At 66.2% G+C, this 25,770-nt stretch carries 25 protein-coding genes; 16 read left to right on the top strand and 9 right to left on the bottom strand.

Annotated elements, in window-relative coordinates:
• Positions 1 to 57: 57 nt before the first annotated feature.
• The 3 genes from SPHN_RS11645 (at position 58) to SPHN_RS11655 (ending at position 1,282) form a co-directional block, all read left to right on the top strand.
• The gene (locus tag SPHN_RS11645; RefSeq protein ID WP_248523489.1) at positions 58 to 429 is read left to right on the top strand and encodes a hypothetical protein; all 372 of its coding nucleotides are present in this window, start codon (positions 58 to 60) and stop codon (positions 427 to 429) included.
• Positions 430 to 473: 44 nt separating this feature from the next.
• Positions 474 to 725: a hypothetical protein gene (locus SPHN_RS11650; RefSeq protein WP_248523491.1), complete on the top strand. Its 252-nt coding sequence runs from the start codon at positions 474 to 476 to the stop codon at positions 723 to 725.
• Between the two features lie 185 nt (positions 726 to 910).
• Complete coding sequence (locus tag SPHN_RS11655; RefSeq protein ID WP_248523492.1) at positions 911 to 1,282, top strand: hypothetical protein; 372 nt, start codon at positions 911 to 913, stop codon at positions 1,280 to 1,282.
• Positions 1,283 to 1,461: 179 nt separating this feature from the next.
• Here SPHN_RS11655 and SPHN_RS11660 read toward each other — a convergent pair whose 3' ends face one another.
• The 3 genes from SPHN_RS11660 to SPHN_RS11670 form a co-directional block, all read right to left on the bottom strand.
• Positions 1,462 to 2,730: a DUF445 domain-containing protein gene (locus SPHN_RS11660; RefSeq protein WP_132736413.1), complete on the bottom strand. Its 1,269-nt coding sequence runs from the start codon at positions 2,728 to 2,730 to the stop codon at positions 1,462 to 1,464.
• Positions 2,731 to 2,817: 87 nt separating this feature from the next.
• Entirely contained in the window at positions 2,818 to 6,048 is a 3,231-nt protein-coding gene (locus SPHN_RS11665; protein WP_248523494.1) for an efflux RND transporter permease subunit, read from the bottom strand.
• A gap of 4 nt (positions 6,049 to 6,052) precedes the next feature.
• On the bottom strand, positions 6,053 to 7,231 hold the full coding sequence (locus SPHN_RS11670; protein WP_248523495.1) for an efflux RND transporter periplasmic adaptor subunit: 1,179 nt from the start codon (positions 7,229 to 7,231) through the stop codon (positions 6,053 to 6,055).
• Between the two features lie 241 nt (positions 7,232 to 7,472).
• Between SPHN_RS11670 and SPHN_RS11675 the strand changes: the two genes are divergently transcribed.
• Positions 7,473 to 8,210 (top strand): SIMPL domain-containing protein, encoded by a 738-nt coding sequence (locus SPHN_RS11675; RefSeq protein ID WP_248523497.1) that lies wholly within the window; start codon positions 7,473 to 7,475, stop codon positions 8,208 to 8,210.
• Between the two features lie 252 nt (positions 8,211 to 8,462).
• On the opposite strand, the gene SPHN_RS11680 is transcribed toward SPHN_RS11675, so the two are convergent.
• The 3 genes from SPHN_RS11680 to SPHN_RS11690 form a co-directional block, all read right to left on the bottom strand.
• The gene (locus tag SPHN_RS11680; RefSeq protein WP_055881539.1) at positions 8,463 to 8,720 is read right to left on the bottom strand and encodes a GlsB/YeaQ/YmgE family stress response membrane protein; all 258 of its coding nucleotides are present in this window, start codon (positions 8,718 to 8,720) and stop codon (positions 8,463 to 8,465) included.
• A 93-nt stretch (positions 8,721 to 8,813) separates the two neighbouring features.
• On the bottom strand, positions 8,814 to 9,113 hold the full coding sequence (locus tag SPHN_RS11685) for a DUF1153 domain-containing protein (RefSeq protein WP_056412261.1): 300 nt from the start codon (positions 9,111 to 9,113) through the stop codon (positions 8,814 to 8,816).
• 103 nt (positions 9,114 to 9,216) lie between these two features.
• On the bottom strand, positions 9,217 to 9,444 hold the full coding sequence (locus tag SPHN_RS11690; protein ID WP_128453948.1) for a hypothetical protein: 228 nt from the start codon (positions 9,442 to 9,444) through the stop codon (positions 9,217 to 9,219).
• A gap of 195 nt (positions 9,445 to 9,639) precedes the next feature.
• On the opposite strand from SPHN_RS11690, the gene mnmA reads away from it, so the two are divergent.
• Both mnmA and SPHN_RS11700 read left to right on the top strand, forming a co-directional pair.
• A complete protein-coding gene (gene mnmA / locus SPHN_RS11695) occupies positions 9,640 to 10,749 on the top strand; it encodes a tRNA 2-thiouridine(34) synthase MnmA (protein WP_248523499.1) in 1,110 nt (369 codons plus the stop codon).
• 14 nt (positions 10,750 to 10,763) lie between these two features.
• Complete coding sequence (locus tag SPHN_RS11700) at positions 10,764 to 11,012, top strand: UvrB/UvrC motif-containing protein (RefSeq protein WP_248523501.1); 249 nt, start codon at positions 10,764 to 10,766, stop codon at positions 11,010 to 11,012.
• A gap of 216 nt (positions 11,013 to 11,228) precedes the next feature.
• On the opposite strand, the gene SPHN_RS11705 is transcribed toward SPHN_RS11700, so the two are convergent.
• Genes SPHN_RS11705 through pdxH form a run of 3 tightly spaced genes read right to left on the bottom strand, consistent with a single transcriptional unit; the run spans position 11,229 to position 13,555 of the window.
• Positions 11,229 to 12,020, bottom strand: a complete 792-nt coding sequence (locus tag SPHN_RS11705; protein ID WP_248523503.1) for a PhzF family phenazine biosynthesis protein — start codon at positions 12,018 to 12,020, stop codon at positions 11,229 to 11,231.
• A gap of 12 nt (positions 12,021 to 12,032) precedes the next feature.
• Entirely contained in the window at positions 12,033 to 12,980 is a 948-nt protein-coding gene (locus SPHN_RS11710) for a cation diffusion facilitator family transporter (RefSeq protein ID WP_248523505.1), read from the bottom strand.
• Positions 12,977 to 13,555 carry a pyridoxamine 5'-phosphate oxidase gene (gene pdxH, locus SPHN_RS11715; protein WP_248523507.1) on the bottom strand — a complete coding sequence of 193 codons (579 nt, stop codon included), beginning with the start codon at positions 13,553 to 13,555 and terminating at the stop codon, positions 12,977 to 12,979. Before pdxH ends, SPHN_RS11710 begins: the two co-directional genes overlap by 4 nt.
• A 113-nt stretch (positions 13,556 to 13,668) precedes the next feature.
• Here pdxH and SPHN_RS11720 point away from each other — a divergent pair, with 113 nt between their 5' ends.
• From SPHN_RS11720 to aroC, 10 genes are all read left to right on the top strand, one after another.
• Positions 13,669 to 14,556, top strand: a complete 888-nt coding sequence (locus SPHN_RS11720; protein ID WP_248523509.1) for a Ku protein — start codon at positions 13,669 to 13,671, stop codon at positions 14,554 to 14,556.
• A 219-nt stretch (positions 14,557 to 14,775) separates the two neighbouring features.
• Positions 14,776 to 17,295 (top strand): DNA ligase D, encoded by a 2,520-nt coding sequence (ligD, locus tag SPHN_RS11725; protein ID WP_248523511.1) that lies wholly within the window; start codon positions 14,776 to 14,778, stop codon positions 17,293 to 17,295.
• A 399-nt stretch (positions 17,296 to 17,694) separates the two neighbouring features.
• A complete protein-coding gene (locus tag SPHN_RS11730) occupies positions 17,695 to 20,199 on the top strand; it encodes a circularly permuted type 2 ATP-grasp protein (protein WP_248523513.1) in 2,505 nt (834 codons plus the stop codon).
• Positions 20,200 to 20,374: 175 nt separating this feature from the next.
• Entirely contained in the window at positions 20,375 to 21,268 is an 894-nt protein-coding gene (locus SPHN_RS11735) for a transglutaminase family protein (RefSeq protein WP_248523515.1), read from the top strand.
• A gap of 93 nt (positions 21,269 to 21,361) precedes the next feature.
• Positions 21,362 to 22,300, top strand: coding sequence for a DnaJ C-terminal domain-containing protein (locus tag SPHN_RS11740; protein ID WP_248523517.1), 939 nt, complete (start codon positions 21,362 to 21,364; stop codon positions 22,298 to 22,300).
• A gap of 82 nt (positions 22,301 to 22,382) precedes the next feature.
• Positions 22,383 to 23,258 carry a YihY/virulence factor BrkB family protein gene (locus SPHN_RS11745; RefSeq protein WP_248523519.1) on the top strand — a complete coding sequence of 292 codons (876 nt, stop codon included), beginning with the start codon at positions 22,383 to 22,385 and terminating at the stop codon, positions 23,256 to 23,258.
• 23 nt (positions 23,259 to 23,281) lie between these two features.
• On the top strand, positions 23,282 to 24,073 hold the full coding sequence (gene fabI / locus SPHN_RS11750) for an enoyl-ACP reductase FabI (protein WP_055881582.1): 792 nt from the start codon (positions 23,282 to 23,284) through the stop codon (positions 24,071 to 24,073).
• A 35-nt stretch (positions 24,074 to 24,108) separates the two neighbouring features.
• Positions 24,109 to 24,321 carry a DUF4160 domain-containing protein gene (locus SPHN_RS11755; RefSeq protein WP_248523521.1) on the top strand — a complete coding sequence of 71 codons (213 nt, stop codon included), beginning with the start codon at positions 24,109 to 24,111 and terminating at the stop codon, positions 24,319 to 24,321.
• Positions 24,305 to 24,658, top strand: coding sequence for a DUF2442 domain-containing protein (locus SPHN_RS11760; protein ID WP_132736456.1), 354 nt, complete (start codon positions 24,305 to 24,307; stop codon positions 24,656 to 24,658). The genes SPHN_RS11755 and SPHN_RS11760 overlap by 17 nt, the downstream gene beginning before the upstream one ends.
• Entirely contained in the window at positions 24,655 to 25,722 is a 1,068-nt protein-coding gene (gene aroC, locus SPHN_RS11765) for a chorismate synthase (RefSeq protein ID WP_248523522.1), read from the top strand. The genes SPHN_RS11760 and aroC overlap by 4 nt, the downstream gene beginning before the upstream one ends.
• Positions 25,723 to 25,770: the final 48 nt, after the last annotated feature.

Here is a 25,770-nt window from a genome sequence, read left to right on the forward strand (position 1 = left end):
CTGTCGCTCGATAGCAGGCCTTCGCTTCCTGCTGTAAGCGGGCTTATGGGATCCTCATTGAACGTGATTGCGGTATCGACGGCGTTGCTGTTGGGCTGTGCACCGAAAACCGAAATTCCCGTCCAAACAAAAGAAGTCGCCATCCCCGGATCGCCGAAGCAAGTAATCTGCCGGATGCAAGTAGCGGCTCGTCGGACGGGACTGAGCTTTCACTTCGGTCACAATCAAGCGAACGACGTCAACGCATTTCGGCTGATTGACGGGAAATATGAAGTTGAGGCGGTTAACTGGACGGGCAAGGCGAATTATGAGTTTCGCCTGTATGTGCCGTCTAAGAATGGCCCGACCGTTGGAGCCGGCGAAAGGACGCTCACACACTTGACGGAAGTCCTCTCCGCCGCAGCCCCTACCTGCCGCAATATCCGCTGACCTTCCCATTCCGGCCTTGACCGCTTTCGCCCAATGGCAGGCGTTTGAAGGGACGTATGCCGCTCCCTATTGCGGACGATCATTCATTCGGTATCGTCGCCAAGATGACCGGCAAAGCAGACATCTCGGCTCGGATCGTGGCGATCTGCTACACGCTCGTCATCGTCGCAATGGCATGGTTTACGTTTGCGTTCTTTGGATTTGAACTTGGAGGTGACGTGGGCGGGGCGATTGTGTTCGCACTGATCGCGCTATCTCCGATCCCCGTCTGCATTCTCTGCTTCCGAAGAGATTAGCAGGCCGACCGCTTTGCTCTCCATTCCAGCCATTCCGCTTCCGCCCACTTGCCGACGTTCCAAGACGCCCGCATACATCCCTCATGCGGTCATTAATTCTCTGTCTTGTGGCGACATTGGTTGCCGGATGCGGGTCGGATAAAACGAAGGCGCAGGTCAGCAGGGTTGAGGTGCGGACATCTGGCTTGAGCGTCGCGATAGATGCGAAAGGCAATGGGAAGTCTGTCGTCAACGTAGAGAAGGAAGGACGATCACCTTCATCGTTCAAGATTAATAGTATCACATACGAGCAGTTGCTGGACCGGATCGCAGTGTTCAAGCCTGCTTCGGGTCCGACGGCTGAAACGTCTAAGCGGTTCTTATCGGAAAATTGCCCGCCAGACACGCCGCAGGTTACTGAAGCTGGTATTATCTCGATCCGCTGGATTGGCCCCGGCTTTGATCACATCTACGTTGCTGACTTCGGATGTGATGCACAAAAGAACGCGGGTCGAAACCGCGCACTACGCGCCGTTGTGAACGACTTGCCGGTGGCCCCGGCCCAAACAGCATCTTAGCTCGCGGCCGCTATCCTCTTCAACCCAGACATTCGATGTCGGCAAGCGCCGTCCCATCTCGATCTGTTTTCAGAGCCAACCCGTCCAGGTCTTACTTAACCCGGACAGCCACAAACGACCGGACGATACCTGTAAAACCGCCCTTCCCCGTACGATCTAAAAGATCCTACGCTCCCCGGTCACAACAGCACATCGACGCTGTGGATTACCAGTCCGACCAGCCCGCCGACGATCGTGCCGTTCACCCGGATATACTGCAAGTCGCGGCCGACCGCGTTTTCCAAGCGACTGGTGATCGTGTCGGCGTCCCAGCTGCGCACCGTTTCGGACACGAGCTTGACGATGCCGTCGCCGTAATCCGCCGCCGCGCCGACTGCCGCGCGCCGCACGAAGCGGTTGATCGTGCGCGACATGCGGGGGTCGTGCTGCAGCGTTTCGCCGAGCTGACGGAGGATGTCGCCGAGCTTGCCGGCCATCGCGCGCTCGGGATCGCGGGCGATTGCGAGGAGTGCCCCGCGCGCCTGCTCCCACAGGCCGTCGAGCCAGCGCTGCATCGCCGGATTGTCGAGCAGGTCGTTCTTCATCGTCTCGACGCGCTCGCGCATGCGGCGGTCGTATTGGAGATCCCAGGCGAGGCGATCGAGCCCCTCTTCCGCCTTCAGGCGCAAGGGATGCTCGGGGTCCTCGGCCATCTCAGCGAGCAGCTTGTCGAAGCCGCTGATCAGCTTGTCCGCGACGGTCGTATCGAGCCCGGTCCAGCGCAGGATCGAGCCGGCCTTGTCATGGACCATCGCGCGGACGAGGTGGTCGTTCGCGGCCAGCGTCTTCGCCGCCCAGCGGATCGCGCTTTCGAGCAGCGGCGCGTGGCGGCGCTCGGCGATCGCGGCCTTCAGCAGCTGGCCAAGGATCGGCGAGACTTCGGTGGCGCGCAGGCGTGCGCCGATCCCCGCCTTGACCATCCCGCCAAGCCGCGCCGGGTCGAGCCCTTCCAAGACCTGTGCGACCAGCTTCGACGCGCCCTGCCGAAAACGCCCCCCTGCCCCCTCCGGCGGATCGGTCAGCCAGCGGGCGATCGCCCCCGCGACGTCGAGCCGGCGCGTGCGCCGCGCGATCACGACCGGGATCAGGAAGTTCGCGCGGAGGAACTGCGCGAGCGTGTCGCCGATCCGGTCCTTGTTGCGCGGCACGATCGCCGTGTGGGGAATCGGCAGGCCGAGCGGGTGCCGGAACAGCGCGGTAACTGCGAACCAGTCCGCCAGACCGCCGACCATCGCCGCCTCGGCAAACGCGCGGACGAACCCGAAGGCCGGGTGGACGGGGACGAGCGCGCGGCTGACGAAGAACGTCGCGGCCATGAACACGAGCAGGCCGGTGGCGACGATCCGCATGCGGACGAGCGCCGGTGGAGGGGCTTCGCCGGCCGGGCGCATACGGGGTAAAAGCGTCATGCCCGTAACAATCCCCGGGCGCCCCGAATGTTCACGCCGCTGCGGCGGTTCGGGTGCCCGGGTGCAGAGAGGCGTGCCTCAGGGGTTTCACTCGGCGGGTTGCGTGCCGTCACCCCGATCGCGGCCGTGACCGAGCTTGCCGGTCGCCGGCCCGAGCAACGGCCCCGGATTGGGTCCGGCGATCTCGATCACGTCGTCGCCATTGTCGCCCGGACGATAGGTAAGCAGGCGACGGCTCAGCCGCGGCCCGACATAGCGCTCGATCCCGACCGCGAGGCTGAATGCCGCGGGGATGATCAGCAGCGTCAGCAGCGTCGACAGCGCGAGGCCGCCGATCACGACCGTGCCCATCGGCGCGCGCGACGACGAATCGCCGCTGAGCGACATCGCGGTCGGCACCATGCCAGCAACCATCGCGACCGTGGTCATCACGATCGGCTGCGCGCGCTTGTGCCCGGCATCGATGATCGCGGTGAAGGCATCGACGCCCTTGCTCATCTCGTCGAGCGCGAAGTCGATCAGCAGGATCGAGTTCTTGGCGACGATGCCGAGCAGCATCAGCAGGCCGATATATACCGGCAGCGACAGCGGCTGGCCGGTCGCCCACAGCGCGAGCAACCCGCCGAGCGGCGCGAGCAGCAGCGACCCCATGTTGACGAACGGCGGCAGCACGCGGCGGTACAGCAGCACCAGCACCGCGAACACGAGGAACGTCCCCGCGATCACCGCGGTGATGAAGTTGGTGATCATCTCGGCCTGCCACTTGCTCTGGCCGAGCGTGAGTTCGCTGACGCCGACCGGCAGGTTCTTCATCGACGACAGTGCGTGAACCTGCTTCATCGCGTCCGAGATCACCACGCCGGGCGCGAGATCGGCGCCGAGCGTGATCTGACGCTGCTGGTTGACGCGGTCGATCTTGGTCGGGCCGGAGCCGAGGCCGATATCCGCGACGAGGTTGAGCGGCACCGAGCCACCCGATGCGGTCGATACGGGCAGGTTCTGGATCGTCGACAGGCTGGTCCGCGCCGACTGATCGAGCGCGACGCGGATCGGAATCTGGCGATCGGAGAGCGAGAAGCGCGCCGAGTTCTGGTCGATATCGCCGAGCGTCGCGATCCGGATCGCCGACGACAGCGCCTGCGTGGTCACGCCGAGATTGGCGGCGAGATCGAAGCGCGGGCGGATGACGATTTCCGGGCGCTGCATGCCGCCCGAGACGCGCGGTGCGGTCAGCGATTTCAGCGAACCCATCTCGGCGACGATCTTGTCCGCCGCCTGTTGCAGCTTGGCGGGATCGCTGCCGCCGAGGACGATCGTCACGTCACGCCCGCTGCCGCCCCAGCCCGACTGCGACCGGAACGACACGCGCGCGTCGGGGATCGCGGTCATCTGCGGTGCGAGCCGGCGTTCGAAATCGACCGACTTCTCCTTGCGATCGGGGCGCAGGTTCGCGGTCACGATTCCGCTGCCGACTCGCGTGCGGGCATAGACGGTGGCGACTTCGGGTTGCTGGCTGAGGATCTCGCCGACCCGCGCGACCACCGCATCGGTCTGCGCCAGCGTGGTGCCGGGCACCATCTCGATCTGCGCGGTCGAATCATCCTCGTCGCGGGTCGGCTGGAACTGCGAGGGGATGACGGTGAACATGAACAGCGTCAGCGCGAAGGCGACCACGCCCGCGCCGATCGCCCACATCCGGTGATCCATCACGCGGTTGAACATCTTCCGGATGCCGCCGCGCGCGCGCCATGCCGCGGCCTTGCGGCTGTCGAGCGTCCAGTGGAGCGTGCGGACATACCAGTCCATGATCTTGCCCTCGCCGTGGCTGGCATGGCCGAACGACTTGAGGAAATACGCCGCGATCATCGGCGTCACGAGCCGTGCGACCGCGAGGCTCATCAGCACGGCGGCGACCACCGTCAGGCCGAAATTCTTGAAGAACTGGCCTGCGATACCCGGCATCAGCGCGACCGGCATGAACACCGCGACGATCGCCATCGTCGTCGCCAGCACGGCGAGACCGATCTCGTCGGCGGCGTCGATCGATGCCTGATAGGCGGATTTGCCCATCCGCATGTGTCGGACGATGTTCTCGATCTCGACGATCGCGTCATCGACCAGCACGCCTGCAACCAGGCTGAGCGCGAGCAAAGTCATGCCGTTCAGGTCGAAGCCGAGCAGGTCCATGAACCAGAAGGCGGGGATCGCCGACAACGGGATCGCCAGCGCGGAGATCGCGGTCGCACGCCAGTCGCGCAGAAAGATGAAGACGACGATGACGGCGAGGATCGCGCCCTCGATCATCGCGTGGATCGCACTTTCATACTGCGCTTCGGTATACTCGGTGGTGGTGTAGCGCTGGACGAACTTGACCGACGGATTGCGCTTTTCGAGCGCGCGCAATTTGTCGACGGCCTGATGATAGACGGTGACGTCGGACGCACCCTTGGCCCGCTGGAAATCGAAGGTGATCGCCTGGCGGCCGTCGACCGTCGCGCGGCTGCGCTGCTCGGCGTAGAGATCGCGGACCTGCGCGATGTCGGCCAAACGCACGGTGCGACCATTGCCGACGTTGATCTGCGTCTGGCCGAGGTCGCTCGCGTCGCGCGCGTTGCCGAGCACGCGGATCGACTGTTCGGACCCGGCGATCTCGGCACGCCCGCCCGCCGCGTTCAGATTGACCTGACGCAACTGCAAATTGACCTGGCTTGCGGTCAGCCCCTGGCTCTGGAGCTTCAGCGGATCGAGGATCACGCGGATCTCGCGGCTGACGCCACCGTTGCGGCTGATCGTCGCCATGCCGGGGATCGACAGCAATTCCTTGGTGACGGTGTCGTCGATGTACCAGGAGAGCTGTTCGACGGTCATGTCGGTGGTGATCGCCGCGAAGCTCGCGACGTCGTTGCCGCTGGTGTTCGCGCGGTAGACCTGTGGCTCGAGGATGCCGTCGGGCAGGTCGCTGCGGATCTGCGCGATCGCGTCACGCACGTCGTTCACTGCGCGGTCGATCGGGGTGCCGATGGTGAGCTGGATCACCGTTTCCGAATTGCCTTCGGTGACGGTCGAGTTGATCTCGTCGATGCCCTGAAGCGAGCGCACCGCCGCCTCGACGCGCTGCGTGACCTGCGTCTCCATCTCGGTCGGCGCGGCGCCGGGCTGGTTGACGACGACGATCGCGATCGGGAAGTCGATGTCGGGGTCACGGTTGACGTCCATCCGCATGAAGCTGACGACGCCCGCAAGCATCAGGGCCAGGAAAAGCACGATCGGCGGAACCGGGTTGCGGATCGACCAGGCCGAGATGTTGCGGAAGTTCATGGGCTCAGCTCGCCTTCTTGGTGATCGGCTTGACCGTCTGCCCGGGTGCCAGGAAGCCACCCGCGGACTGTACGACGCGCTCCGAGCCGTCGAGGCCGCCGACGATCGTCACGCCGGCATCGGAGACCTGGCCGATCTTCACATTGCGCCGGACGATCTTGTCGCCCGGGCCGACTATATAGACGTAATTGCCCTTCTCGTCGCTCTGCAACGCGGAGTCGGGAAGCAAAGGCGCCTGCGTCACGCCGCCGACGATGGTCGCCGCGGCGAACCCGCCGGGGCGCAGCGCCGGATCGTATTTGACCGCGATGCGCGCGATGCCCTGGCGGGTCTGCGGATCGATCACGGGCGAAACCTGCCATACTTCGCCGGGATAGCCCTGCGTGGTGCCGACCGGCACGACGGTCGCGCGCGCCCCGACGTGCAGCCCGGTCAGGTCCGCTTCGCTCAACTGTGCGCGCATCTCCATCTGGCCGCCCATCGCCATGCGGAACAGGACGCCCGCCGATGGCCCGACGATCTGGCCGGCCTCGACGCCGCGGGTCAGCACCAAGCCGGCGGCAGGCGCGCGGATGTCGAGCCGGCCGTTGCGCGCACGTGCTTCGCCGAGCGTCGCCTGCGCCACCTTCACGCGCGCCGCCGCGGCATCGCGGGTCGCCGCCCTGCGCTGCAGATCGGCCTTCGAGATGAAGCCGCGATCGACGAGCTGCTTGGCCCGATCGAGTTCGGCCTGCGCGATGGTCTCGTCCGAGCGCGCGACGCTGACCGAGGCGGCGAGCGACGCCGCGGTCTCGTTCTGGACCGAGCGATCGACCGTCGCGAGCACCTGGCCCGCCGCGACCCAGGTGCCGGGTTCGACCAGCACCCGCGTGATCATCCCGCCCTCGCCCGCGACGCCGACCGGCATCTCGCGGCGCGCCGCCAGCGTGCCCGTCGCCGAGATCGTCCGGTCGACCGCCTGCCGGCCCGGCACGACCACCGACACGGTCGGCAATTGCGCGCCCGGAGTCGCGGCCGCGACATCCTTCTTGCCGGACTTGAAGGCATAGACCGCCACCGCGATCGCCAGCACCAGGATCACGGCGATGATGACATTGCGGCGGCGATGCGATGGCGCGCTATAGTCCGGCAACGCCAACGGCTCTTCCCTCTCGCCACCGACCATCTTCGTCTCGTAATTCATGCGCGTCACAATCCCAATTTCGACCGGTCTTGTCTCGACCCGCTTCGCCGTTCATTCGCTGTGTTATATGAATAAGTCACCGTGCTCAAGCCCCTCGACGAGCACGGACTCGAAGACATGCTTCGAATCCGATCTATTCGCAATGAGGATCGGAGAATTTGGTAGACGTTCAGCTTGCGTTGACGTCCCCGGCGCCACACGCCGACCTATGGCCACACGGGGCTACACGGGAGACATAATCATGAAGATCGCAACGTTCCTCACCACGCTGGCCGGCGTCGCCGTCGCGTTGCCGGGAACTGCCGCCATCGCGCAGACCGCGCCGAGCACGGTCGAGCCGATGATCCCGGCGGCGGGCACCGTGCTCGACGTGACGGCGGAGGGTCGCACGACCCGCGTGCCCGATCTCGCGACGATCCGCGCCGGCGTCGTCTCGCAATCGACCACCGCCGCAGCCGCGCTCACCGACAATGCGCAGCGGATGGCGAAGGTGCTCGCGGCGCTGAAGCGGGCAGGCGTTGCGCCGCGCGACATCGCGACGTCGTCGGTCCAGCTGGCGCCGCAATATCGCTATGCCGACAACCAGCCGCCGGTGATTACCGGCTACCAGGCGACCAACACCGTCTCGATCCGGTTCCGCGACGTGGCGAAGTCGGGGACGATCCTCGACGCACTGGTGGCGGAGGGCGCGAACCAGATCGACGGGCCGAACCTGTCGATCGACAAGCCCGAGACGGCGCTCGACGAAGCGCGGGCCGACGCGATCACGCAGGCCAAGCGTCGCGCGGATCTCTACGCGAAGGCGGCGGGCTTGCGCGTGTCGCGGATCGTGTCGATCGCCGAATCGGGGCAGGATACCGGCGGCTCGCCGCAGCCGATGTTCATGGCCCGCGCGTCGATGGCCAAGGACAGCACGCAGATCGCGCCGGGCGAGAAGGACGTGACCGTCACGCTCTCGGTGCGGTTCCTGCTGAACTGACCCGCATTACGATCCTCCCCCGCATCTTCGATCCTCCCCCGCAAGGGGGAGGTGGCGCCGAAGGTGACGGAGGGGGAGGACACGGAACAGGGGTTACCCTTTCTTCCCCCTCCGTCTGGCAAGAGACAGCCACCTCCCCCTGGCGGGGGAGGATCGAGAGGGCCACTGAGATCCAGCGAACATCTCCACACACGAAAAAAGGGCCGCCCGGTCGCCCGGACGGCCCTTTCATTTCGCGTGACGATGCGAGACTTAGCGGACGCTACCGCGACGCACGAGGTTCACGATCGCGAGCAGTACGACTGCGCCGAGCAGCGAGACCAGGAACGAGGTCAGCGTCAGCGGTGCGTTGTTGATCGAACCACCCGACAGGACCAGGCCGCCGATGAATGCGCCGACGATGCCGACGACGATGTTCAGGAAAATGCCCTGTTGCGCGTCGGTGCGCATGATCATGCTGGCGATCCAGCCGATGACGCCGCCGATGATCAGCCAAAGAATGAGACCCATGATATTTTCCCTCCGTTGAACCCGTATCCGGGCGATGGCGGAAAGACGAGCGAGCGGGGATTTTTGTTCCGCCCGCGTTTTGAGTTTTAGGTCTCAGTACTTTTGTTGACGCTCGTACAACGACTTGTAGTGCTGGATGCGCGTGACGCGGAGCCCGGGCATGCCCGACCGGTCGATCGCGCGCTGCCAACTGGCGAACTCTTCGACGGTCAGGCCATAGCGGGCGCAGACGTCGTCGACGCTGAGCAAACCGCCATTCACCGCTGCGACCACTTCGGCCTTGCGACGCACCACCCACCGCGTGGTGCTGGGTGGCGGCAGCGTATCCAGCGTCAGTTGCTCACCGAGTGGTCCGATGACCTTGCCGGGACGGATTTTCTGGTTCTCGATCATTTGAAACCTCTGATCGGGGCGGGGGGCCCCCTATCGATACGCACGCACGACACATAGTCGCAGGATTTGAAGATCGGCTGAAACGCCGCGGTAAACCGCATCTTCACTCGTCCTTCCACCGGGTTAAAGCCGTTGCCATCGGACCGTTGAACGCACCGTGAAGCGGCGCGAACAGTTTGGGATCGATCGTCGTCCGCGCGAAGCTGGCCTGTACCACCGCGGTCGGACTCGCTGCCTGGCGGGCGGCGATACCGACGATCAGGACAGCGAGGTCGCCCGGTAGAACGGTGACCTCGGCATCGCGATCGAAACGGGGAAAACTCAGGTCCAACGGGATACTCGCGAAAACTCTTGGGAGGCCCGCTATATCGCGAGGGGGTGAAGGGACCGTAAAACTCGAGGAAAGAGTTCGTGAACTTGTCGCTTTATTCCAATCGCTGGTCGCGTTTTTCCGTCAACTCGTCCTGATATACGTTAACCGCCGCATCTTTTTGCAACCGCACGCCGTCGCGCCTATGTGGCGATCATGGATCAGACCGATTTTCAGCTCGGGTCGGACACGGCCGGAAAGCGCATCGTCGTGGCGATGTCCGGCGGCGTCGACAGTTCGGTCGTCGCCGCGCTCGCGCATGCCACCGGCGCCGAGACGATCGGCGTGACGTTGCAGCTCTACGACCACGGCGAAGCGATCGGTCGCGCTGGCTCGTGCTGCGCCGGGCGCGACATCCGCGACGCCCGCGCGGTATGCGACCGACTCGGGATCGCGCATTATGTATTCGATCACGAAACCAGCTTTCGCGAGCAGGTGGTCGACAAGTTCGCCGACGAATATCTCGCCGGGCGGACGCCGATCCCCTGCGTCCAGTGCAACATGGGGCCGAAGTTCACCGACCTGCTGAAGCTGGCGCGCGATCTCGGTGCGGATTGCCTGGCGACGGGGCATTATGTCCGCCGAGTCGAGGGCACGCACGGCGCCGAACTGCACCGCGGGGCGGATCCGGCGCGCGACCAGAGCTATTTCCTGTTCGCCACCACGCAGACACAGCTCGATTACCTCCGCTTTCCCTTGGGCGGACTGCCCAAGGCGCGGGTGCGCGAGATCGCGGCCGAACTCGGGCTCGGCGTCGCCGCCAAGCCCGACAGCCAGGACATCTGCTTCGTCCCCGATGGCGATTATGCGGGGCTGGTGAAGAAGCTGCGACCCGAGGCGGCGGAGACGGCGGGCGATATCGTCGATCTCGACGGGGCGAAGCTCGGCGAGCATCGCGGGCTGATCCACTTCACGGTGGGACAGCGTCGCGGGCTGGAGATCGGCGGCAGTCCCGAGCCGCTCTATGTCGTGCGAGTCGAGCCCGCCACGAAGCGAGTCGTCGTCGGCCCCCGTCGCGCGCTCGCGGTTGAGGCGGCGCGGATGACCGACATCAACTGGCTCGGCGGCGACTTCACCGGACCGGTGACCGCGAAGGTCCGGTCGATGGCCAAGCCCGTCCCTGCCCGCCTGGTCGGCGACCGGGTGGTATTCGATGCGCCCGAATATGGCGTCGCGCCCGGCCAGGCTGCGGTTCTGTATGCGGGCGAACGCGTGCTCGGCGGCGGCTGGATTGCGGATACCGAGGCGGCACTCGTCGCCGCCTGACGCGTTGAGGCGGGATGGATATCGAAACCTTGCGCCGCCAGATGGAAGCCGCCGCCGCGGCGATGGATTTCGAGACCGCGGGCCGGTTGCGCGATCAGATCAGCGTGTTGCGCGGTGGCGGTGAGGTCACGGACACCGCCGGGCTGTCGCGGCAACAGCCGGGCGCGATGGGCCTCGGCACAAGCCAGCAGCGCATGACCCCACCCCCGGGCTGGGTGAAACCGAAAAAGCCCGATCCGATGACCAAAGGGCGGAAGCGTTAGGGCACGGGAGAGGGTAGAAGTCGCCACCCCCACCACATCGCCATCCCAGCCCCGTCATCCCCACTCCGTCATCCCAGCGAAAGCTGGGATATCAGCATGGGACTCCCTTCATCTGCCCCGTGGGAGACCCCAGCTTTCGCTGGGGTGACGGATGGAGGCGGATGACGGATGGAGGCGGGTGACAGCTCCTGCGGATGAGCTAGGCAATAGGCACCGTTACGGAAGCAGGAACGTGCCCTCGATCGTCGTCACGCACGCGCCGCCCAACACCACGCGGTCGCCCTCGAGCCGACACGTCAGCTTCCCGCCCCGCGCGCTCGCCTGATACGCGGTGAAGCTGTTCCCCAAAGTCTGCGCCCAATACGGCACCATCACCGCATGCGCCGAGCCCGTCACCGGATCCTCGTCGATCGCGTAATACGGCGTGAACACCCGGCTGACGATGTCGGTCGCCGCCCCCCGCGCCGCGACGATCGCGACGATCGGGAACTTGGCCAGCGCGGCGAAGTCGGGCTTCAGGTTGCGCACCATCGCTTCGTCCTCGACGATCACCAGCGCATAGCCCTTCTCGTGCCACAACGTATCGACCGGCTCGGCGACGTTCAATGCCGCGACGATCTCCGGCATCGCCTTCGGGCTGGGACCCCAAGCCGGCAGCTCCAACGTGTACCCACTATCCGCCCGCGCAACCTCCAGCATCCCCGCCTGCCGCGTCCGGAACCGCACCCGGTTGAGCGCGGTGTCCGACGACAGCACGAAATGCCCGCTCGCCAACGTCGCGTGGCCGCACAGCGCGACCTCCGCGCCGGGCGTGAACCAGCGCAGGTCGAAATCCACGCCCTCCTCGTCGGACGCAACGATGAAAGCCGTCTCGCTCAGGTTGTTCTCCTGCGCGATGTTCAGCAGCACGGCATCGTTGAGCCACGCCGACAGCGGCATCACCGCCGCCTGGTTGCCGCCGAACGGCGTGTCGGAAAACGCATCGATCTGCGCGAACGGTATTCTCATGTCTGGAGCCCCTTAGACGCGCTTGCCAAACCAATGCGGCGTGACGTCCGCCTCGACCAGCGGATTGTCGGTGTCGACATGCCCCTCGGGATCGAGGTGGATCAGCACCTCGACCTTGGGGAACGCGGTGCGCAGGTTGCGCTCGACCGCCTCGACGATGTCGTGCGCGTTGGCGACCGTCAGGTCGCGCGCGACCTCCATGTGGAACTGCGCGAAATCATGGCTGCCCGAACGCCGCGTACGGAAATCGTGGATGCCGCGGATGCCCGGCTGGCGCGCCGCCACGTCGAGGAACTGCGTGCGCAGATCCTCCGGCCATTCCTTGTCCATCAGCTGGTCGATCGCGTTCGACGACGCCTGGAACGCGCCCCAGGCGAGCCACAGCGCGATGACGATGCCGAAGATCGGATCCGCGCCGCTCCACCCGACATATTGATCGAGCACGAGGGCCACGATCACCGAGCCGTTGAGCAGCACGTCCGACTGGTAATGGACGTTGTCCGCGAGGATCGCGACCGATCCGGTCTGGCGGATGATGCGGCGCTGATAGGCGAGCAGGAACACGGTGGCGACGATCGCGATCACCGACACGCCGATACCGAACTCGGCGCCGGTGGTCGGCTGCGGATCGCCGAACGCGAGGATCGCGCGCCACGCGATGCCGACCGCCGAGGCGGTGATCAGCATGACCTGGAACAGCGCCGCAAGTGCCTCCGCCTTGCCGTGGCCGAAGCGGTGGTCGTGATCCGCAGGCGTCGCCGCGAGCCGCACGCCGTACAGCGTGACCAGCGACGCGAGCAGGTCGAGCGCGGTATCGGCGAGCGAGCCGAGCATCGCCACCGAGCCCGTCGACCAAGCCGCAAAGCCCTTCAGTAGCAGCAGGAAACACGCCATCGCGACGCTGGCGAGCGCCGCACGGGTTGCGAGGGGTATGACCCTGCGGCGTTCGTCCTGCGTCATGGGAACAGCAGCCCTTCGCTCCAGCCGCCGCCGTCGCGCTCGAACAGCCGGCGCTCGTGAAGGCGGTGTTCGCGATCCCGCCACAGCTCGATGCGGTCGGGGGCGATCCGGTAGCCGCCCCAATGCGGCGGGCGCGGCACGTCGCCGCCCTCGAACCGCGTCTGCATCTCGGCGAACCGCTGCTCGAACGTCTCGCGCGAATCGAGCGGGCGGGACTGGTCCGACGCCCAGGCGCCAAGCTGCGAATCGCGACCGCGCGACGCGAAATAGGCGTCCGATTCGGCATCGCTGACCAGGCTCACCGGGCCTTCGATACGGACCTGCCGGCGCAGCGACTTCCAGTGGAAGAGCAAGGCGGCATAGCGATTGACGGCGAGGTTGCCCGCCTTGCGACTTTCGCGGTTGGTGTAGATCACGAAACCATCGGGGCCATGGCCTTTCAACAGCACCATCCGCACCGACGGACGACCCTCCGCATCCGCGGTGGCGAGCGCTACCGCGTTGGAGTCGTTGATTTCTGTTTCCCGCGCCTCGGCATACCAGGCATCGAACAGGGCGATCGGATCTTCGGACATGGCTGCGCCATAGCGAAACTTCGGCCCGAGCGAAACCGCGCGAGGGAACGACTCCGCCTCGCCGATGATTGATTACGGACTCGAATCGTTTCCGCAACGAAGGAACATCCACGGTGGCAGCGCGCGCGTATTGGCAGGGGCAGATCCGACTGGCCCTCGTCTCGATCCCGGTCGAGATCTATTCCGCGACCAAGTCCGGCGCGGCGGTGTCGTTCAAGCAGATCCACGAGCCGTCGGGCCAGCCGATCCATTACGACAAGGTCGTCACCGGCGTGGGTCCGGTCGATGCCGACGAGATCATGAAGGGCTACGAGGTCTCGAAGGGCGAATACGTGCTGCTCGAGCAGGACGAGATCGACGCGGTGAAGCTTGAGTCAAAGAAGACGCTGGAGCTGACGCAGTTCGTCGACGCGAGCGAGATCGACGTTCTGTATTACGAGAAGCCGTATTTCGTGGTGCCCGCGGACGACTTGGCGGAGGAGGCGTTCATCGTTTTGCGCGAGGCGTTGAAGCGCACCAAGAAGGTCGGCTTGGGGCAGCTCGCAATGCGCGGCCGCGAATATGTCGTGAGCCTGAAGCCGTGCGGGCGCGGTATGGTGCTGGAGACGCTCCGCTACGCCGACGAGGTGCACAAGGCGCAGGGCTATTTCCGCGATATTCCCGACGACAAGCCGTCCGAGGAACTGCTGGAACTGGCCGAGGCGCTGATCGGGAAGCGCAGTGGCGACTTCCACCCGCAGGAGTTCCACGATCGCTATGTGGACGCGCTGAAGGACCTGATCGAACGCAAGCGCAAGGCGAACGGGAAGAAGATCTTCGAGGACAAGGACACCGGCGGGAAGACGGGCTCCAACGTGGTCGATTTGATGGCGGCGTTGAAGAAGTCGATGGAGAAGAGCGGAGGGAGTGCGGCGGCGGAGAAGGCACCAGCGAAGAAAGCGCCCGCCAAGCGCGCGCCGGCGAAAACGGCTGCCAAAGCTCCTGCAAAAAAACGTGCATAGCGCCCCCGCCCCCCTCACCGTCATTCCAGCGAAAGCTGGAATATCCCGGTTGGCGAGGTCGCCCTTGCCGCACCAGATCCCAGCTTTCGCTGGGATGACGTATATTTGGGCCCCCTCCCCCGTCATCCCAGCGAAAGCTGGGATCTCTCCGTTGCAGCCCGCCCCCTCGCCGCGCGAGGTCCCGGCTTTCGCCGGGATGACGAAGACGGGACGCTGCTGATGGCCACGCCCCCAGATCCCCTCGCACTCTACAATTCCAAGCGAAACTTCACCAAGACCGCCGAACCCGCCGGCACGCTAGCCCCCGGCAACGGCAATTCCTTCATGGTCCAGAAGCACGATGCCACCCGCCTCCACTGGGATTTCCGCCTGGAAATCGACGGCGTCCTCAAAAGCTGGGCCGTCACCCGCGGCCCCAGCCTCGACCCCAACGAAAAACGCCTCGCCGTCCGCACCGAGGATCACCCGCTGAGCTACGCCACCTTCGAGGGCACAATCCCCGCCGGTGAATATGGCGGCGGTACGGTGATGCTGTGGGACCGCGGCACGTGGTCGCCGATCAAGGGCAAGTCGGCGAAGGATCTCGACAAGGGCCACCTCCACTTCGTCCTCGATGGCGAACGGATGAAAGGCGAATGGCTGCTGATCCGCTTGAAGCCCCGCGCGAAGGAAAAGCGCGAGAACTGGCTGTTGCGGAAAATCGACGATGCGGAGGCTGGCGGTACGGACACATTGGTCGAGGAAGCCCTGACCAGCGTTTCGACGGGTCGGACGATGGTCGAGATAGAAGAAGGCAAATCCTCCCCGGCACGGGGAGGGGGACCAGCGAAGCTGGTGGAGGGGGCGGGCCGCAAAAGCGGCGCTCGAAATAAAGCGGACGGTCGGGGCAAGCCCCCCTCCACCCCCGCGAAAGGTCGCGGCGGTCCCCCTCCCCGTGCCGGGGAGGATTTCCAGGACCTCCAACTCTGCACCCTCGTCGACGCCGTCCCCACCGGCTCCGCCTGGCTCCACGAAGTCAAATACGACGGCTACCGCGCACTAATCTCCATCGCGAACGGCAAGGCAAAGGTCTTCACCCGCACCGGCCTCGACTGGACCGACAAGTTCGCCGCGATCGCCGACGCCGCCGCCAAGCTCCCTGTAAAATCCGCGCTGATTGACGGCGAGATCGTCGCGTTCAAGGAAGGCCACCCCGATTTCTCGACGCTGAAGGACGCGATCTCCACTGGCGGCGACATGAAGTTGTTCGCGTTCGACCTGCTAGCAATTGACGGCGAAGACCTGACCGGCTTCTCCAATCTCGACCGCAAGGCGCGGCTGCAACCGCTGATCCCCGAGGACGAGGACCGCCTTCGCTATTCCGACCACGTCATCGGCGCGGGCGAGCAACTGTTCGAGACGATGTGTCGCGAAGGCCTCGAAGGCATCGTTTCGAAACGCGCCGACGCCCCCTATGTCGGCAAGCGCACCAAGGCGTGGCTCAAGGTCAAATGCACGCATCGCCAGGAGTTCGTGATCGTCGGCTGGCTGCCCTCGGACAAGAAACGCGGGTTCAAGTCTCTGCTGCTCGGCGTCCGCGAGGGGAAGGGCTATCGCTACGCGGGGAAGGTCGGCACCGGGTTCGACCAGGCGCTGATGGACGAAATCCGCGACACGCTCGACGCGCTCGACCGGAAAACGCCGACGGTCGAGGCCCCGAAAGCCGCCGTTCGCGGCGCGAAATGGGTCACCCCGAAACTGGTCGCCGAGATCGCCTTCGCGGAGGTCACCCCGGACGGCGTGCTTCGCCATTCCAGCTTCATCGGTCTGCGCGAGGACAAGGCGGCGAAGGACGTCGTCGCCGAAACCCCAGCCCCGTTGCCGGATGCCGCGCCCGAGACGACGACCAAGATCAGCAGCCGCGACCGCGTGATCTTCGACAAGTCGGACGTCACCAAGGGCGACCTCGCGGACTATTACGTGGCGGTGTCGGGCATCATGCTGCCGTTCGCCGCCGACCGCCCGATCAGCCTCGTCCGCTGCCCGCAAGGCCGCTCGCGCGCGTGCTTCTTCCAGAAACACGACGCCGGCAGCTTCGGCGACGCGGTCCACAAAGTGCCGATCCGCGAGAAGGACGGCTCGACCGAAGACTATCTCTATGTCGACGACGCCGACGGGCTGGTCGCGTGCGTGCAGATGGGGACGATCGAGTTCCACGGCTGGGGATCGTCGAACGCGACGCTGGAGAAGCCCGACCGCCTCGTGTTCGATCTCGATCCCGACGAGGGCCTCGACTTCGGCGACACGAAGAAGGCGGCGGAGCATCTGAAGAACCAGCTTGCAGAACTGGGGCTGGTCAGCTTCCCGATGCTGTCGGGGGGCAAGGGTGTGCATGTCGTCGTGCCGCTCACGCCTGACGCCGAATGGCCCGCGGTGAAGGACTTCGCGGACCGGTTTGCACGGGCGATGGCGGGGGCGGAACCAGAGCGCTTCGTCGCGACGATGGCGAAGGCCAAGCGCAAGGGGCGGATCTTCATCGACTGGCTGCGCAACCAGCGCGGGGCGACCGCGGTGATGCCGTATTCGGCAAGGGCGAGAGCCGGCGCGCCGGTGGCGGCACCGGTGTCGTGGAGCGAGTTGCGGGATATCGAGACGGCGTCGCGCTGGGGCGTGAAGGATGAAGCGGAGTTGATCGCGCGGGCCGGGTCGCGGGCGCTGGCCGGCTGGGGCGTGGCGGATCAGGTTTTACCGGATTTGTGAGCCTCGCCATCCTCTCGAACGCCACCCCGGCGAAGGCCGGGGCCCAATTGGAAAGGTGGTCGTAACGGAGCGATGCCCCTCATTAGCGCCGTTCCCAATTGGGCCCCGGCCTCCGCCGGGGTGGTGCTATAGTCGTGGGGAGAGTCTTTCACTTCTCCCTCGCTTTGCCCCCATCGCTTCCCCTCCCCGTCATCCCAGCGAACGCTGGGATCTCAATGGGGCGAGCGTCACGTGCACCAAGCGGAATATCCCAGCTTCCGCTGGGATGACGGGTGTGGCGGGGGATGAGGCAGATACTGCCGAGGGAACAGTGAGGTGAGGCCTCCCCAGCACGCTTTTATGTTGCACCGCCGCGTTGAAAGGTGAAACACCGCCGCCAGCATTCAGGGGCTCGAAACATTGGAAACCGCGACGCAACCGGCGACCCCCGCCGCCAATACGGCGTTCGACGCGACGGTCCATGCCGAGCGCTGGATTGCCGACTATTGCGCGCGCAGCACCCGCGCCGACGTGCTCTGCCCAGCCGATGACGGTAGCGCCGACCCCGCCTGGGCGGCGATGTTCGCCGAGCTGGCGACCGTCGCCTCCGACGACCTCGGCCACATCCGCGAACGCGTCCAGCGGCATGCGGTCGACATCGGCACCGGCTTCCGCATCGCCGACGAACCCGATGAGCGCCCTTGGCCCGTCTCGCCCGTCCCGCTGCTGATCGAGGCCGGGGAATGGGCCGGCATCGCGCGCGGCGTGATCCAGCGCGCGACGCTGATGGAGACGGTGATCGCCGACCTCTACGGCGAGGGCACACTGGTCGCCGACGGCCACATCCCCGCCGCGCTCGTTACCGGCAGCCCGTTCTTCCTGCGGCCGATGGTCGGGCTCGACCCACCCGGCGGCCGCCATCTCGATTTCATCGCGATCGATCTCGGGCGCGGGCCCTCCGGCGAATGGCGCGTGCTCGCGGATCACCTCCGCGCACCCGCCGGCGCCGGGTATGCGCTGGAGAACCGCATCGCCGTCAGCCGGACGCTGGGCGGGTTGCAGGATCGGCTCAACGTCCAGCGCCACGCACCGTTCTTCGCCGCGTTCCGCGCCGGGATCGCGGCGATGTGCAAGCGGACCGACCCGCGGATCGGGCTGCTCACCCCCGGCCGGTTCAACCCGAGCTATCCCGAGCAGGCGCACCTCGCGCGCTATCTCGGCCTGCTGCTGGTCGAGGGCGCCGATCTCGCCGCGCTGGAGGACAAGGTCTATGTCCGCACCATCGGTGGGCTGAAGCGGATCGATGCGCTGTGGCGGCGGCTCGACCCGCGGCTGCTCGATCCGCTGGCGTTCGACACGCATTCGCAGATCGGCGTGCCCGGGCTGATCGACGCCTACGCGGCCGGCAACGTCGTGCTGTCGAACGCGCCGGGCTCGGCCGTGCTGGAGGCGCCGGCGTTCTCGGCGTTCCTGCCGCAGCTTGCGAAGTCGTTGCTAGGCGAAGACCTGCTGCTGCCCAACATCGCGACGTGGTGGTGTGGGCAAAACGGCGCGCGGGCGCAGGTCGAGGCCAATTTCGACCGCCTGCTGATCGGGCCCGCGTTCCACGCACGCCCGCTCGGCATGACCGGCGGCCCGACCACCGGCGCCGACATCACCGGCGAGGACCGGACGCGCCTGCTCGCCGACATGGCGAACAGGCCGCAGGATTATGTCGGGCAGGAGCTGGTCCAGCTCTCGACCATGCCGGTCGTGGTCGGCGATGCGCTGGTCCCCCGCCCCTTCACCCTGCGCGTCTTCGCGGCGCGTAACGGCGACGGCGAATGGACCGTCCTGCCCGGAGGGTTCGCGCGGATCGGTGAGCATCCCGATCCGCGGGCGGCCGTCATGGGCGAAGGCATATGGTCTGCGGACGTCTGCATCTATGGTGCCGAGCCGGTCGCGCCGGTATCGCTGCTGACCGCCGCGGACTCGCTCCAGGTGCGACGCAATCCGGGGACGTTGCCGAGCCGGGTGGCGGACAATTTCTACTGGCTCGGGCGCTATCTGGAACGGGGCGAGGCGCTACTCGGCGCGATCCGCGTTATGCTCGGCAATTCGATCGACGTCGACGGGGGTGCCGTGTTGTCCCCCACCACGGTCGGCAAGCTGGTCGGGCTGATCGTCGGTGCAGGCAGCGCGCCGCACCCGCCGTCGCTGCGCCGCGCCGACCTGACCGCGCTCGCCCGCACCGCCATGGAGGACGAGGCGTGGCAGTCGATCCTCACGCTCAACCGCCATGCGAGAGAGATCGGCGAAGGCTCGCGCGATCGACTTTCGGCGGACATGGTGCGACTGCTCGAAGCGCCCTTCCCCACGCATCGCGGGATGCTGGAGCGTGCCGGGTCGTTGCAACGCCGCTATGCGGCGATCGCCGGGCTGTCGGCCGAGCATATGGGGCGGACGGCGGCGTGGCGGTTCCACGATCTCGGGCGGCGGGTGGAGCGGGCGATGGCGATGGCGCGGGCGATCCGGTTGTTCGGGATGCCGGGCGCTTCGCCAGACGACCTGTCCGTGCTGCTCGACCTTGCCGACAGCCAGATCAGTTATCGCCAGCGCTATCCGACCGGGATCGCGCGCGTGCCGGTGATGGACCTGGTGGCGCTCGATCCGGGCAATCCGCGCAGCCTCGCGTTTTCGGCGGAGCGGATCGCCGCGCGGTTGGCGGAATTGCCGGTGCTCAGCGACGACGAGATGGCGGAGCCGCAACAGGCGCAAGCGACCGGGTTGCAGGCGATCGTGATGACCGCGACGGCGGCGGAACTGGATGCGGAGACGCTGGGGGATATCGAGCGGCGCTTGGGGGCGGTGTCGGATGCGCTGGCGCGGCGGTATTTCCTGCAGGGTGCTGAGCCGTTGCGGACCAGTGGGCTGACGTTGGCGTGAGGGGCGGTGTGAGGGGCGGTGTGAGGGTAGATCTGCAAATCCTCCCCGGCACGGGGAGGGGGACCATGCAGCGCATTGTGGAGGGGGCTCTCCACCAGCGTATCGTTCGTGGTGCCCCCCCTCCACCACCAGCAAGCGGCTGGCGGTCCCCCTCCCCGTACCGGGGAGGATTATTATGATCTACGATATCCGCCACATAACGACGTTCGATTACGGCGCCAGCGTCAAGTTCGCTCGCTGCAACCTCCGGTTGAAGCCGATCGACTGGCCGGGCCAACACCTGGATTCCTATACGCTGTCGGTCCACCCCGCCGGCCGCACCAGCGCCGCGCGCGCGGAGGCGGGGCTCGCCAACGTGACGCGGCTGGTGGTCGACAGCCCGGTGCGGCACCTGACTATCGAGAGCCGATCGCGGATGACGGTGGATCGGCTCGTGCCGGTGCCCGACGCGAGCGATCCGACGCTGGGCGAAATCGCGGCGATGGCGCGCGCGAGCACCGATCTGTCCGCGGCGAGCCCGGCGAACTACATCTACCCCTCACCGCTGATCCCGCTCGACCAGGCGATCGCCGACTATTGTGCGATCGATCTCGATCTGTCGCGCGGCGCATTGGAGGCGGGGATCGCGCTTGCGCGGCGGATCCAGGAGGAGTTCGAGTTCGACGCCGACGCGACGCTGGTCGATACCCCGCCGCACGAGGCGTTCCTCCAGCGCAAGGGCGTGTGCCAGGATTTCGCGCAGATCATGATCACCGGCCTGCGCGCCGCCGGCCTGCCCGCGGCCTATGCATCGGGCTATATCCGGACGATCCCGCCCGAGGGCCAGCCGCGGCTGGTGGGCGCGGATGCGACCCACGCATGGGTGCTGCTGTGGTGCGGGCCGGTGCGCGGCTGGGTCGGCGTCGATCCGACCAACGGGATCTGGATGGCGAGCGACCACATCGTCATGGCGGTCGGCCGGGATTACGCGGAGATCGCACCGGTCGACGGGGTGGTGCTCGGGTCGGGCGCGCAGAACATGGATGTCAGCGTGGATGTGGCGCCGTTGGACGAGTTCGCGGCAGTCTAGGATGCGTCGGCGGCGGACGTGTTCCGCACGCGCGCAATTGCGTTGCGCGGGCGCTCCCCCCACATAGACGCGCAAGTAAGAATGGGGACGTAAGTGGCCGATCCGTACAAGACTCTGGGTGTAGCGCGCGACGCGACCGAAGCCGACATCAAGAAGGCGTACCGCAAGCTTGCAAAGGAGCTTCACCCGGATCGCAACAAGGACAATCCGAAGGCGTCGGAGCGGTTCAGCACGGTCACCAACGCGTACGACCTGCTGAACGACAAGGACAAGCGCGCGCGGTTCGACCGCGGCGAGATCGATGGCGACGGCAACCCGGCGTCGCCGTTCGGCTTCGGCGGCGGTGGTGGCGGGCGTCCCCAACCGGGCGGCGGCTTCCGCAGCGAAGGCTATGAGAGCGGTGCCGGCGGGGCCGACATGAGCGACATCTTCGAAGGCCTGTTCGGCGGCGCGCAGCGTGGCGGCGGTGGCGGGTTCTCCGGCGGCTTTGGCCGGCGTCCGCAACCCAGGGGCGAGAATGCCGCGTACCGCCTGCAGGTCCCGTTCGTCGAGGCGGCGACGCTGGAGCCGCAGCGCGTGACGCTCGCAGACGGTAAGACGCTCGACCTCAAGCTTCCCGCCGGCGTCGAGACCGGTACGCAGATGAAGCTTGCCGGCAAGGGCGAGCAAGGTCCGGGCGGCGCTGGCGACGCGATCCTGACGATCGAGGTCCAGCCGCACAAATTCTTCACCCGCGACGGCGACGACGTCCGTCTCGACCTGCCGATCACGCTGGCCGAGGCGGTGCTGGGCGGCTCGATCAAGGCACCGACGGTCGACAAGCCGGTGATGCTGACGATCCCCAAGGGCACGACCTCGGGCAAGACGCTCCGCCTCAAGGGCAAGGGTTTCCACAAGAAAGGCGGCACGCGGGGCGACCAGTTGGTCACGCTGATGATCGACATTCCGGCAAGCGATGCGGCGCTGACCGCGTTCGTCGAGAGCTGGGATGGGCGCGAGGCGGGGAACCCGCGGGGGTCCATGGGCGTCTGAACGCCTTGTGAATGACAACAGCCTTACTCCCGAAGCCCGCTCGCACGACCATAGCGCGGCCCGTACCCGATTGAACCGCGGCATGGCGAAGGTCAGGCCCGGCAGTTATGCGTTCGAGGTTTTCAAGCGTGCGGCGATCGGCGTGTTCAACGACGGGTTCATCCATGCCGGGAACCTTGCCTATCTCGCGCTGATGACGGTGTTTCCGTTCTTCATCGTCGCGGCCGCGATCCTGTCGATCTTCGGGCAGAGCGTCGAGACGGTGCGCGCTGTCGAATCCTTCCTGAACGTCCTGCCGCCCAACGTCGCAGACCTGTTACGTAAGCCGATCGCCGACGTGCTCGCCGCGCGCACCGGATCGCTGCTGTGGCTCGGCGCATTGGTCGGCCTGTGGACCGTCGGCAGCTTCGTCGAGACTATCCGTGACATCTTCCATCGCGCCTATGGCAACAAGGCGACGGCGCCGTTCTGGAAATCGCGGCTCGGCTCGTCGTTCGTGATCGTCTGTTCGGTGATCATCGCGCTGCTCTCGTTCCTTGTGCAGGGAATCCTGACCGCGGCGGAGCAGTTCATCTACCGCCTCGTGCCCTTCGCGCAGGATGCCGCGGGCTGGGTCGGACTGTCGCGGCTGATCCCCGGCCTGCTCATGTTCGGCGCGCTGTACCTGCTGTTCTATTCGGTGACGCCGTCGCGCTATCGCTATTCGAAATGCCCCAAATGGCCGGGCGCCTTGTTCACCACCGCCTGGTGGGTCAGCGCGACCGCGCTGCTGCCGGTGATCCTGTCGCGGCTCGGCGGCTACGACCTGACCTATGGCAGTCTGGCGGGCGTCGTCATCATGCTGTTGTTTTTCTACGTCATCGGGCTCGGGCTGGTATTCGGCGCCCATCTCAACGCGGCACTGGCGGAACCACCCGAAACAACGCTAGAGCAACCCGCTACGGATATGCAGGTATAGGCGGGGATGGCGTGAACGGTTTGATGGCGGGCAAGCGTGGGCTGATCATGGGCCTGGCGAACGACAAGTCGCTGGCCTGGGGGATCGCCAAGAAGCTGTCCGAGGCGGGCGCCGAACTCGCGTTCAGCTATCAGGGCGAGACGATGGAGAAGCGCGTACGCCCGCTTGCCGAGCAGCTGGGCGTCGCGCGGCTGTTCGATTGCGACGTGTCGGACATGGGCGCGCTCGACGCGACCTTCGACAAGTTGGCGCAGGAATGGCCGACGATCGACTTCGTGGTCCACGCGATCGGCTTTTCGGACAAGAACGAGCTGCGCGGGCGGTTCGTCGATACCAGCCTCGACAATTTCCTGATGACGATGAATATCAGCGTGTATTCGTTCGTCGCGGTGGCGCAGCGCGCGGCCAAGATGATGACCGAGGGCGGCGCGATGCTGACGCTCAGCTATTACGGCGCCGAGAAGGTGATCCCGCATTACAACGTGATGGGCGTGGCGAAGGCGGCGCTCGAGACCAGCGTGCAGTATCTCGCGGTCGATCTCGGGCGCGACAACATCCGCGTGAATGCGATCTCGGCGGGTCCGATCAAGACGCTGGCCGCCAGCGGCATCGGCGATTTCCGCCTGATCCTGAAGTGGAACGAGCTGAACTCGCCGCTGAAGCGCAACGTGACGATCGACGACGTCGGCGGTGCAGGGCTGTACCTGCTAAGCGACCTGGCGTCCGGCGTGACGGGCGAAACCCATCACGTCGACGCCGGCTACAACGTGATCGGCATGAAGGCCGAAGACGCCCCCGATATCGCGCTGGTCTAGTGCCAACCGTGCTCCGGCTGCATGGTCTGCGGTTCATGATCTTCCTCGACGATCACGTACCAGCGCATGTTCATGTATTCGGAGACGGCGAAGCGAAGATCGAGATCGGAGGCGACGGGGGCTCTCCGCGCATGGTATACGCGCAAGGACTGAGCGGCGCGATGCAGCGGCGCGCGCTTGCCGCCGTCGCACGGAACCGGGCAATGCTGCTGACGAGGTGGGTCGAAATCCATGGCCGAACTGACTGACGAAGACATCCTGGCTGCGAACGAGCGCGGTCGCATCGCAATGGCGACCAAGCCACGGGCCAAAAGCGCGCGCTACGATCGGGACCAGGATCGGATCGTGGTCGATCTGGTGAATGGATCGACGTTCGCGTTCCCGCCGCATCTGTTGCAGGGCTTTGATCGCGCGACCCCGGACCAGATCGCCGAAGTCGAAATACTGGGCGTCGGATTTGGCCTGCATTGGGAGTCGCTCGACGCTGACTTTACCGTGGCGGGACTCATGGCTGGCCGTTTCGGCACGGCCCGTTACATGGCGGAGCGGTTCGGCGCTGCCTGGGATGCGGTCGCAGCGGAATGAGCTTCAATACGTTTGGACGGCTGTTCCGCTTTACCACTTGGGGTGAGTCGCATGGGCCTGCGCTTGGCGCAGTCGTCGATGGGTGCCCGCCGGGGATCGCGCTGAGCGAGGCCGATATCCAGCCCTGGCTCGACAAGCGCCGCCCGGGGACCTCGCGCTTTACCACGCAGCGGCGCGAGCCGGATACGGTGCGCATTCTCTCGGGCGTGTTCGAAGGCCGCACCACCGGCACGCCGATCAGCCTGATGATCGAGAATGTCGACCAGCGCTCCAAGGACTATTCGGACGTCGCCAAGGCGTATCGCCCCGGCCATGCCGACTATGCCTATGACGCGAAATACGGCTTCCGCGATTTCCGGGGCGGCGGTCGCTCTTCCGCCCGCGAGACGGCGGCGCGCGTCGCCGCCGGTGCGGTCGCGCGGCTCGTCGTCCCGCAGGTCCGCGTCCGCGCATGGGTCGAGGCGATCGGCGGCGATTCGATCGATCCGGCCAACTTCGACGATGCGCAGATCGACCAGAACCCGTTCTTCTGCCCGGACGCCGCCGCTGCCGCCCGCTGGGAGATCCTCGTCGATGCCGCGCGAAAGTCTGGCTCGTCGCTCGGCGCGGTGATCGCGTGCGAGGCAACCGGCGTGCCCGCAGGCTGGGGCGCGCCGCTCTATGCCAAGCTCGACTCCGAACTCGCGTCGGCCTGCATGAGCATAAACGCGGTCAAGGGCATCGAGATCGGCGACGGATTCGCCGCCGCCGCGCTGTCGGGCGAAGCGAATGCGGATCCGATGCGTCCGGGTGCTGATGGCCCAGAGTTCCTCGCCAACCATGCGGGCGGAATCGCTGGAGGGATCGCGACCGGCCAGCCGATCCGCCTGCGTGTGGCGTTCAAGCCGACCAGTTCGATCCTCACCCCGGTCGAGACGATCAGCCCCACCGGCGAAGCCGCGACGATCGCCACCAAGGGGCGTCACGATCCCTGCGTCGGCATCCGCGGAGTCCCCGTCGTCGAGGCGATGGTGGCGCTCGTGCTAGCCGACCAGGCGTTGCTGCATCGGGGCCAGTGCGGCTGACGACGGAACATACGCGGCGCTGAAGCGCTTGCTCTTCAATAACTTAGG

This window comes from Sphingomonas faeni (assembly GCF_023195535.1).
Taxonomy (GTDB): domain Bacteria; phylum Pseudomonadota; class Alphaproteobacteria; order Sphingomonadales; family Sphingomonadaceae; genus Sphingomonas; species Sphingomonas faeni_B.

What these genes read in the sequence shown, in the direction of transcription:
- SPHN_RS11660 (WP_132736413.1), bottom strand. Translation starts at nt 2,730, where the DNA reads ATGACGCTTTTACCCCGTATGCGCCCGGCCGGCGAAGCCCCTCCACCG.
- SPHN_RS11665 (WP_248523494.1), bottom strand. Translation starts at nt 6,048, where the DNA reads ATGAACTTCCGCAACATCTCGGCCTGGTCGATCCGCAACCCGGTTCCG.
- SPHN_RS11670 (WP_248523495.1), bottom strand. Translation starts at nt 7,231, where the DNA reads ATGAATTACGAGACGAAGATGGTCGGTGGCGAGAGGGAAGAGCCGTTG.
- SPHN_RS11675 (WP_248523497.1), top strand. Translation starts at nt 7,473, where the DNA reads ATGAAGATCGCAACGTTCCTCACCACGCTGGCCGGCGTCGCCGTCGCG.
- SPHN_RS11680 (WP_055881539.1), bottom strand. Translation starts at nt 8,720, where the DNA reads ATGGGTCTCATTCTTTGGCTGATCATCGGCGGCGTCATCGGCTGGATC.
- SPHN_RS11685 (WP_056412261.1), bottom strand. Translation starts at nt 9,113, where the DNA reads ATGATCGAGAACCAGAAAATCCGTCCCGGCAAGGTCATCGGACCACTC.
- mnmA (WP_248523499.1), top strand. Translation starts at nt 9,640, where the DNA reads ATGGATCAGACCGATTTTCAGCTCGGGTCGGACACGGCCGGAAAGCGC.
- SPHN_RS11700 (WP_248523501.1), top strand. Translation starts at nt 10,764, where the DNA reads ATGGATATCGAAACCTTGCGCCGCCAGATGGAAGCCGCCGCCGCGGCG.
- SPHN_RS11705 (WP_248523503.1), bottom strand. Translation starts at nt 12,020, where the DNA reads ATGAGAATACCGTTCGCGCAGATCGATGCGTTTTCCGACACGCCGTTC.
- SPHN_RS11710 (WP_248523505.1), bottom strand. Translation starts at nt 12,980, where the DNA reads ATGACGCAGGACGAACGCCGCAGGGTCATACCCCTCGCAACCCGTGCG.
- pdxH (WP_248523507.1), bottom strand. Translation starts at nt 13,555, where the DNA reads ATGTCCGAAGATCCGATCGCCCTGTTCGATGCCTGGTATGCCGAGGCG.
- ligD (WP_248523511.1), top strand. Translation starts at nt 14,776, where the DNA reads ATGGCCACGCCCCCAGATCCCCTCGCACTCTACAATTCCAAGCGAAAC.
- SPHN_RS11735 (WP_248523515.1), top strand. Translation starts at nt 20,375, where the DNA reads ATGATCTACGATATCCGCCACATAACGACGTTCGATTACGGCGCCAGC.
- SPHN_RS11745 (WP_248523519.1), top strand. Translation starts at nt 22,383, where the DNA reads ATGGCGAAGGTCAGGCCCGGCAGTTATGCGTTCGAGGTTTTCAAGCGT.
- fabI (WP_055881582.1), top strand. Translation starts at nt 23,282, where the DNA reads ATGGCGGGCAAGCGTGGGCTGATCATGGGCCTGGCGAACGACAAGTCG.
- SPHN_RS11755 (WP_248523521.1), top strand. Translation starts at nt 24,109, where the DNA reads ATGATCTTCCTCGACGATCACGTACCAGCGCATGTTCATGTATTCGGA.
- SPHN_RS11760 (WP_132736456.1), top strand. Translation starts at nt 24,305, where the DNA reads ATGGCCGAACTGACTGACGAAGACATCCTGGCTGCGAACGAGCGCGGT.
- aroC (WP_248523522.1), top strand. Translation starts at nt 24,655, where the DNA reads ATGAGCTTCAATACGTTTGGACGGCTGTTCCGCTTTACCACTTGGGGT.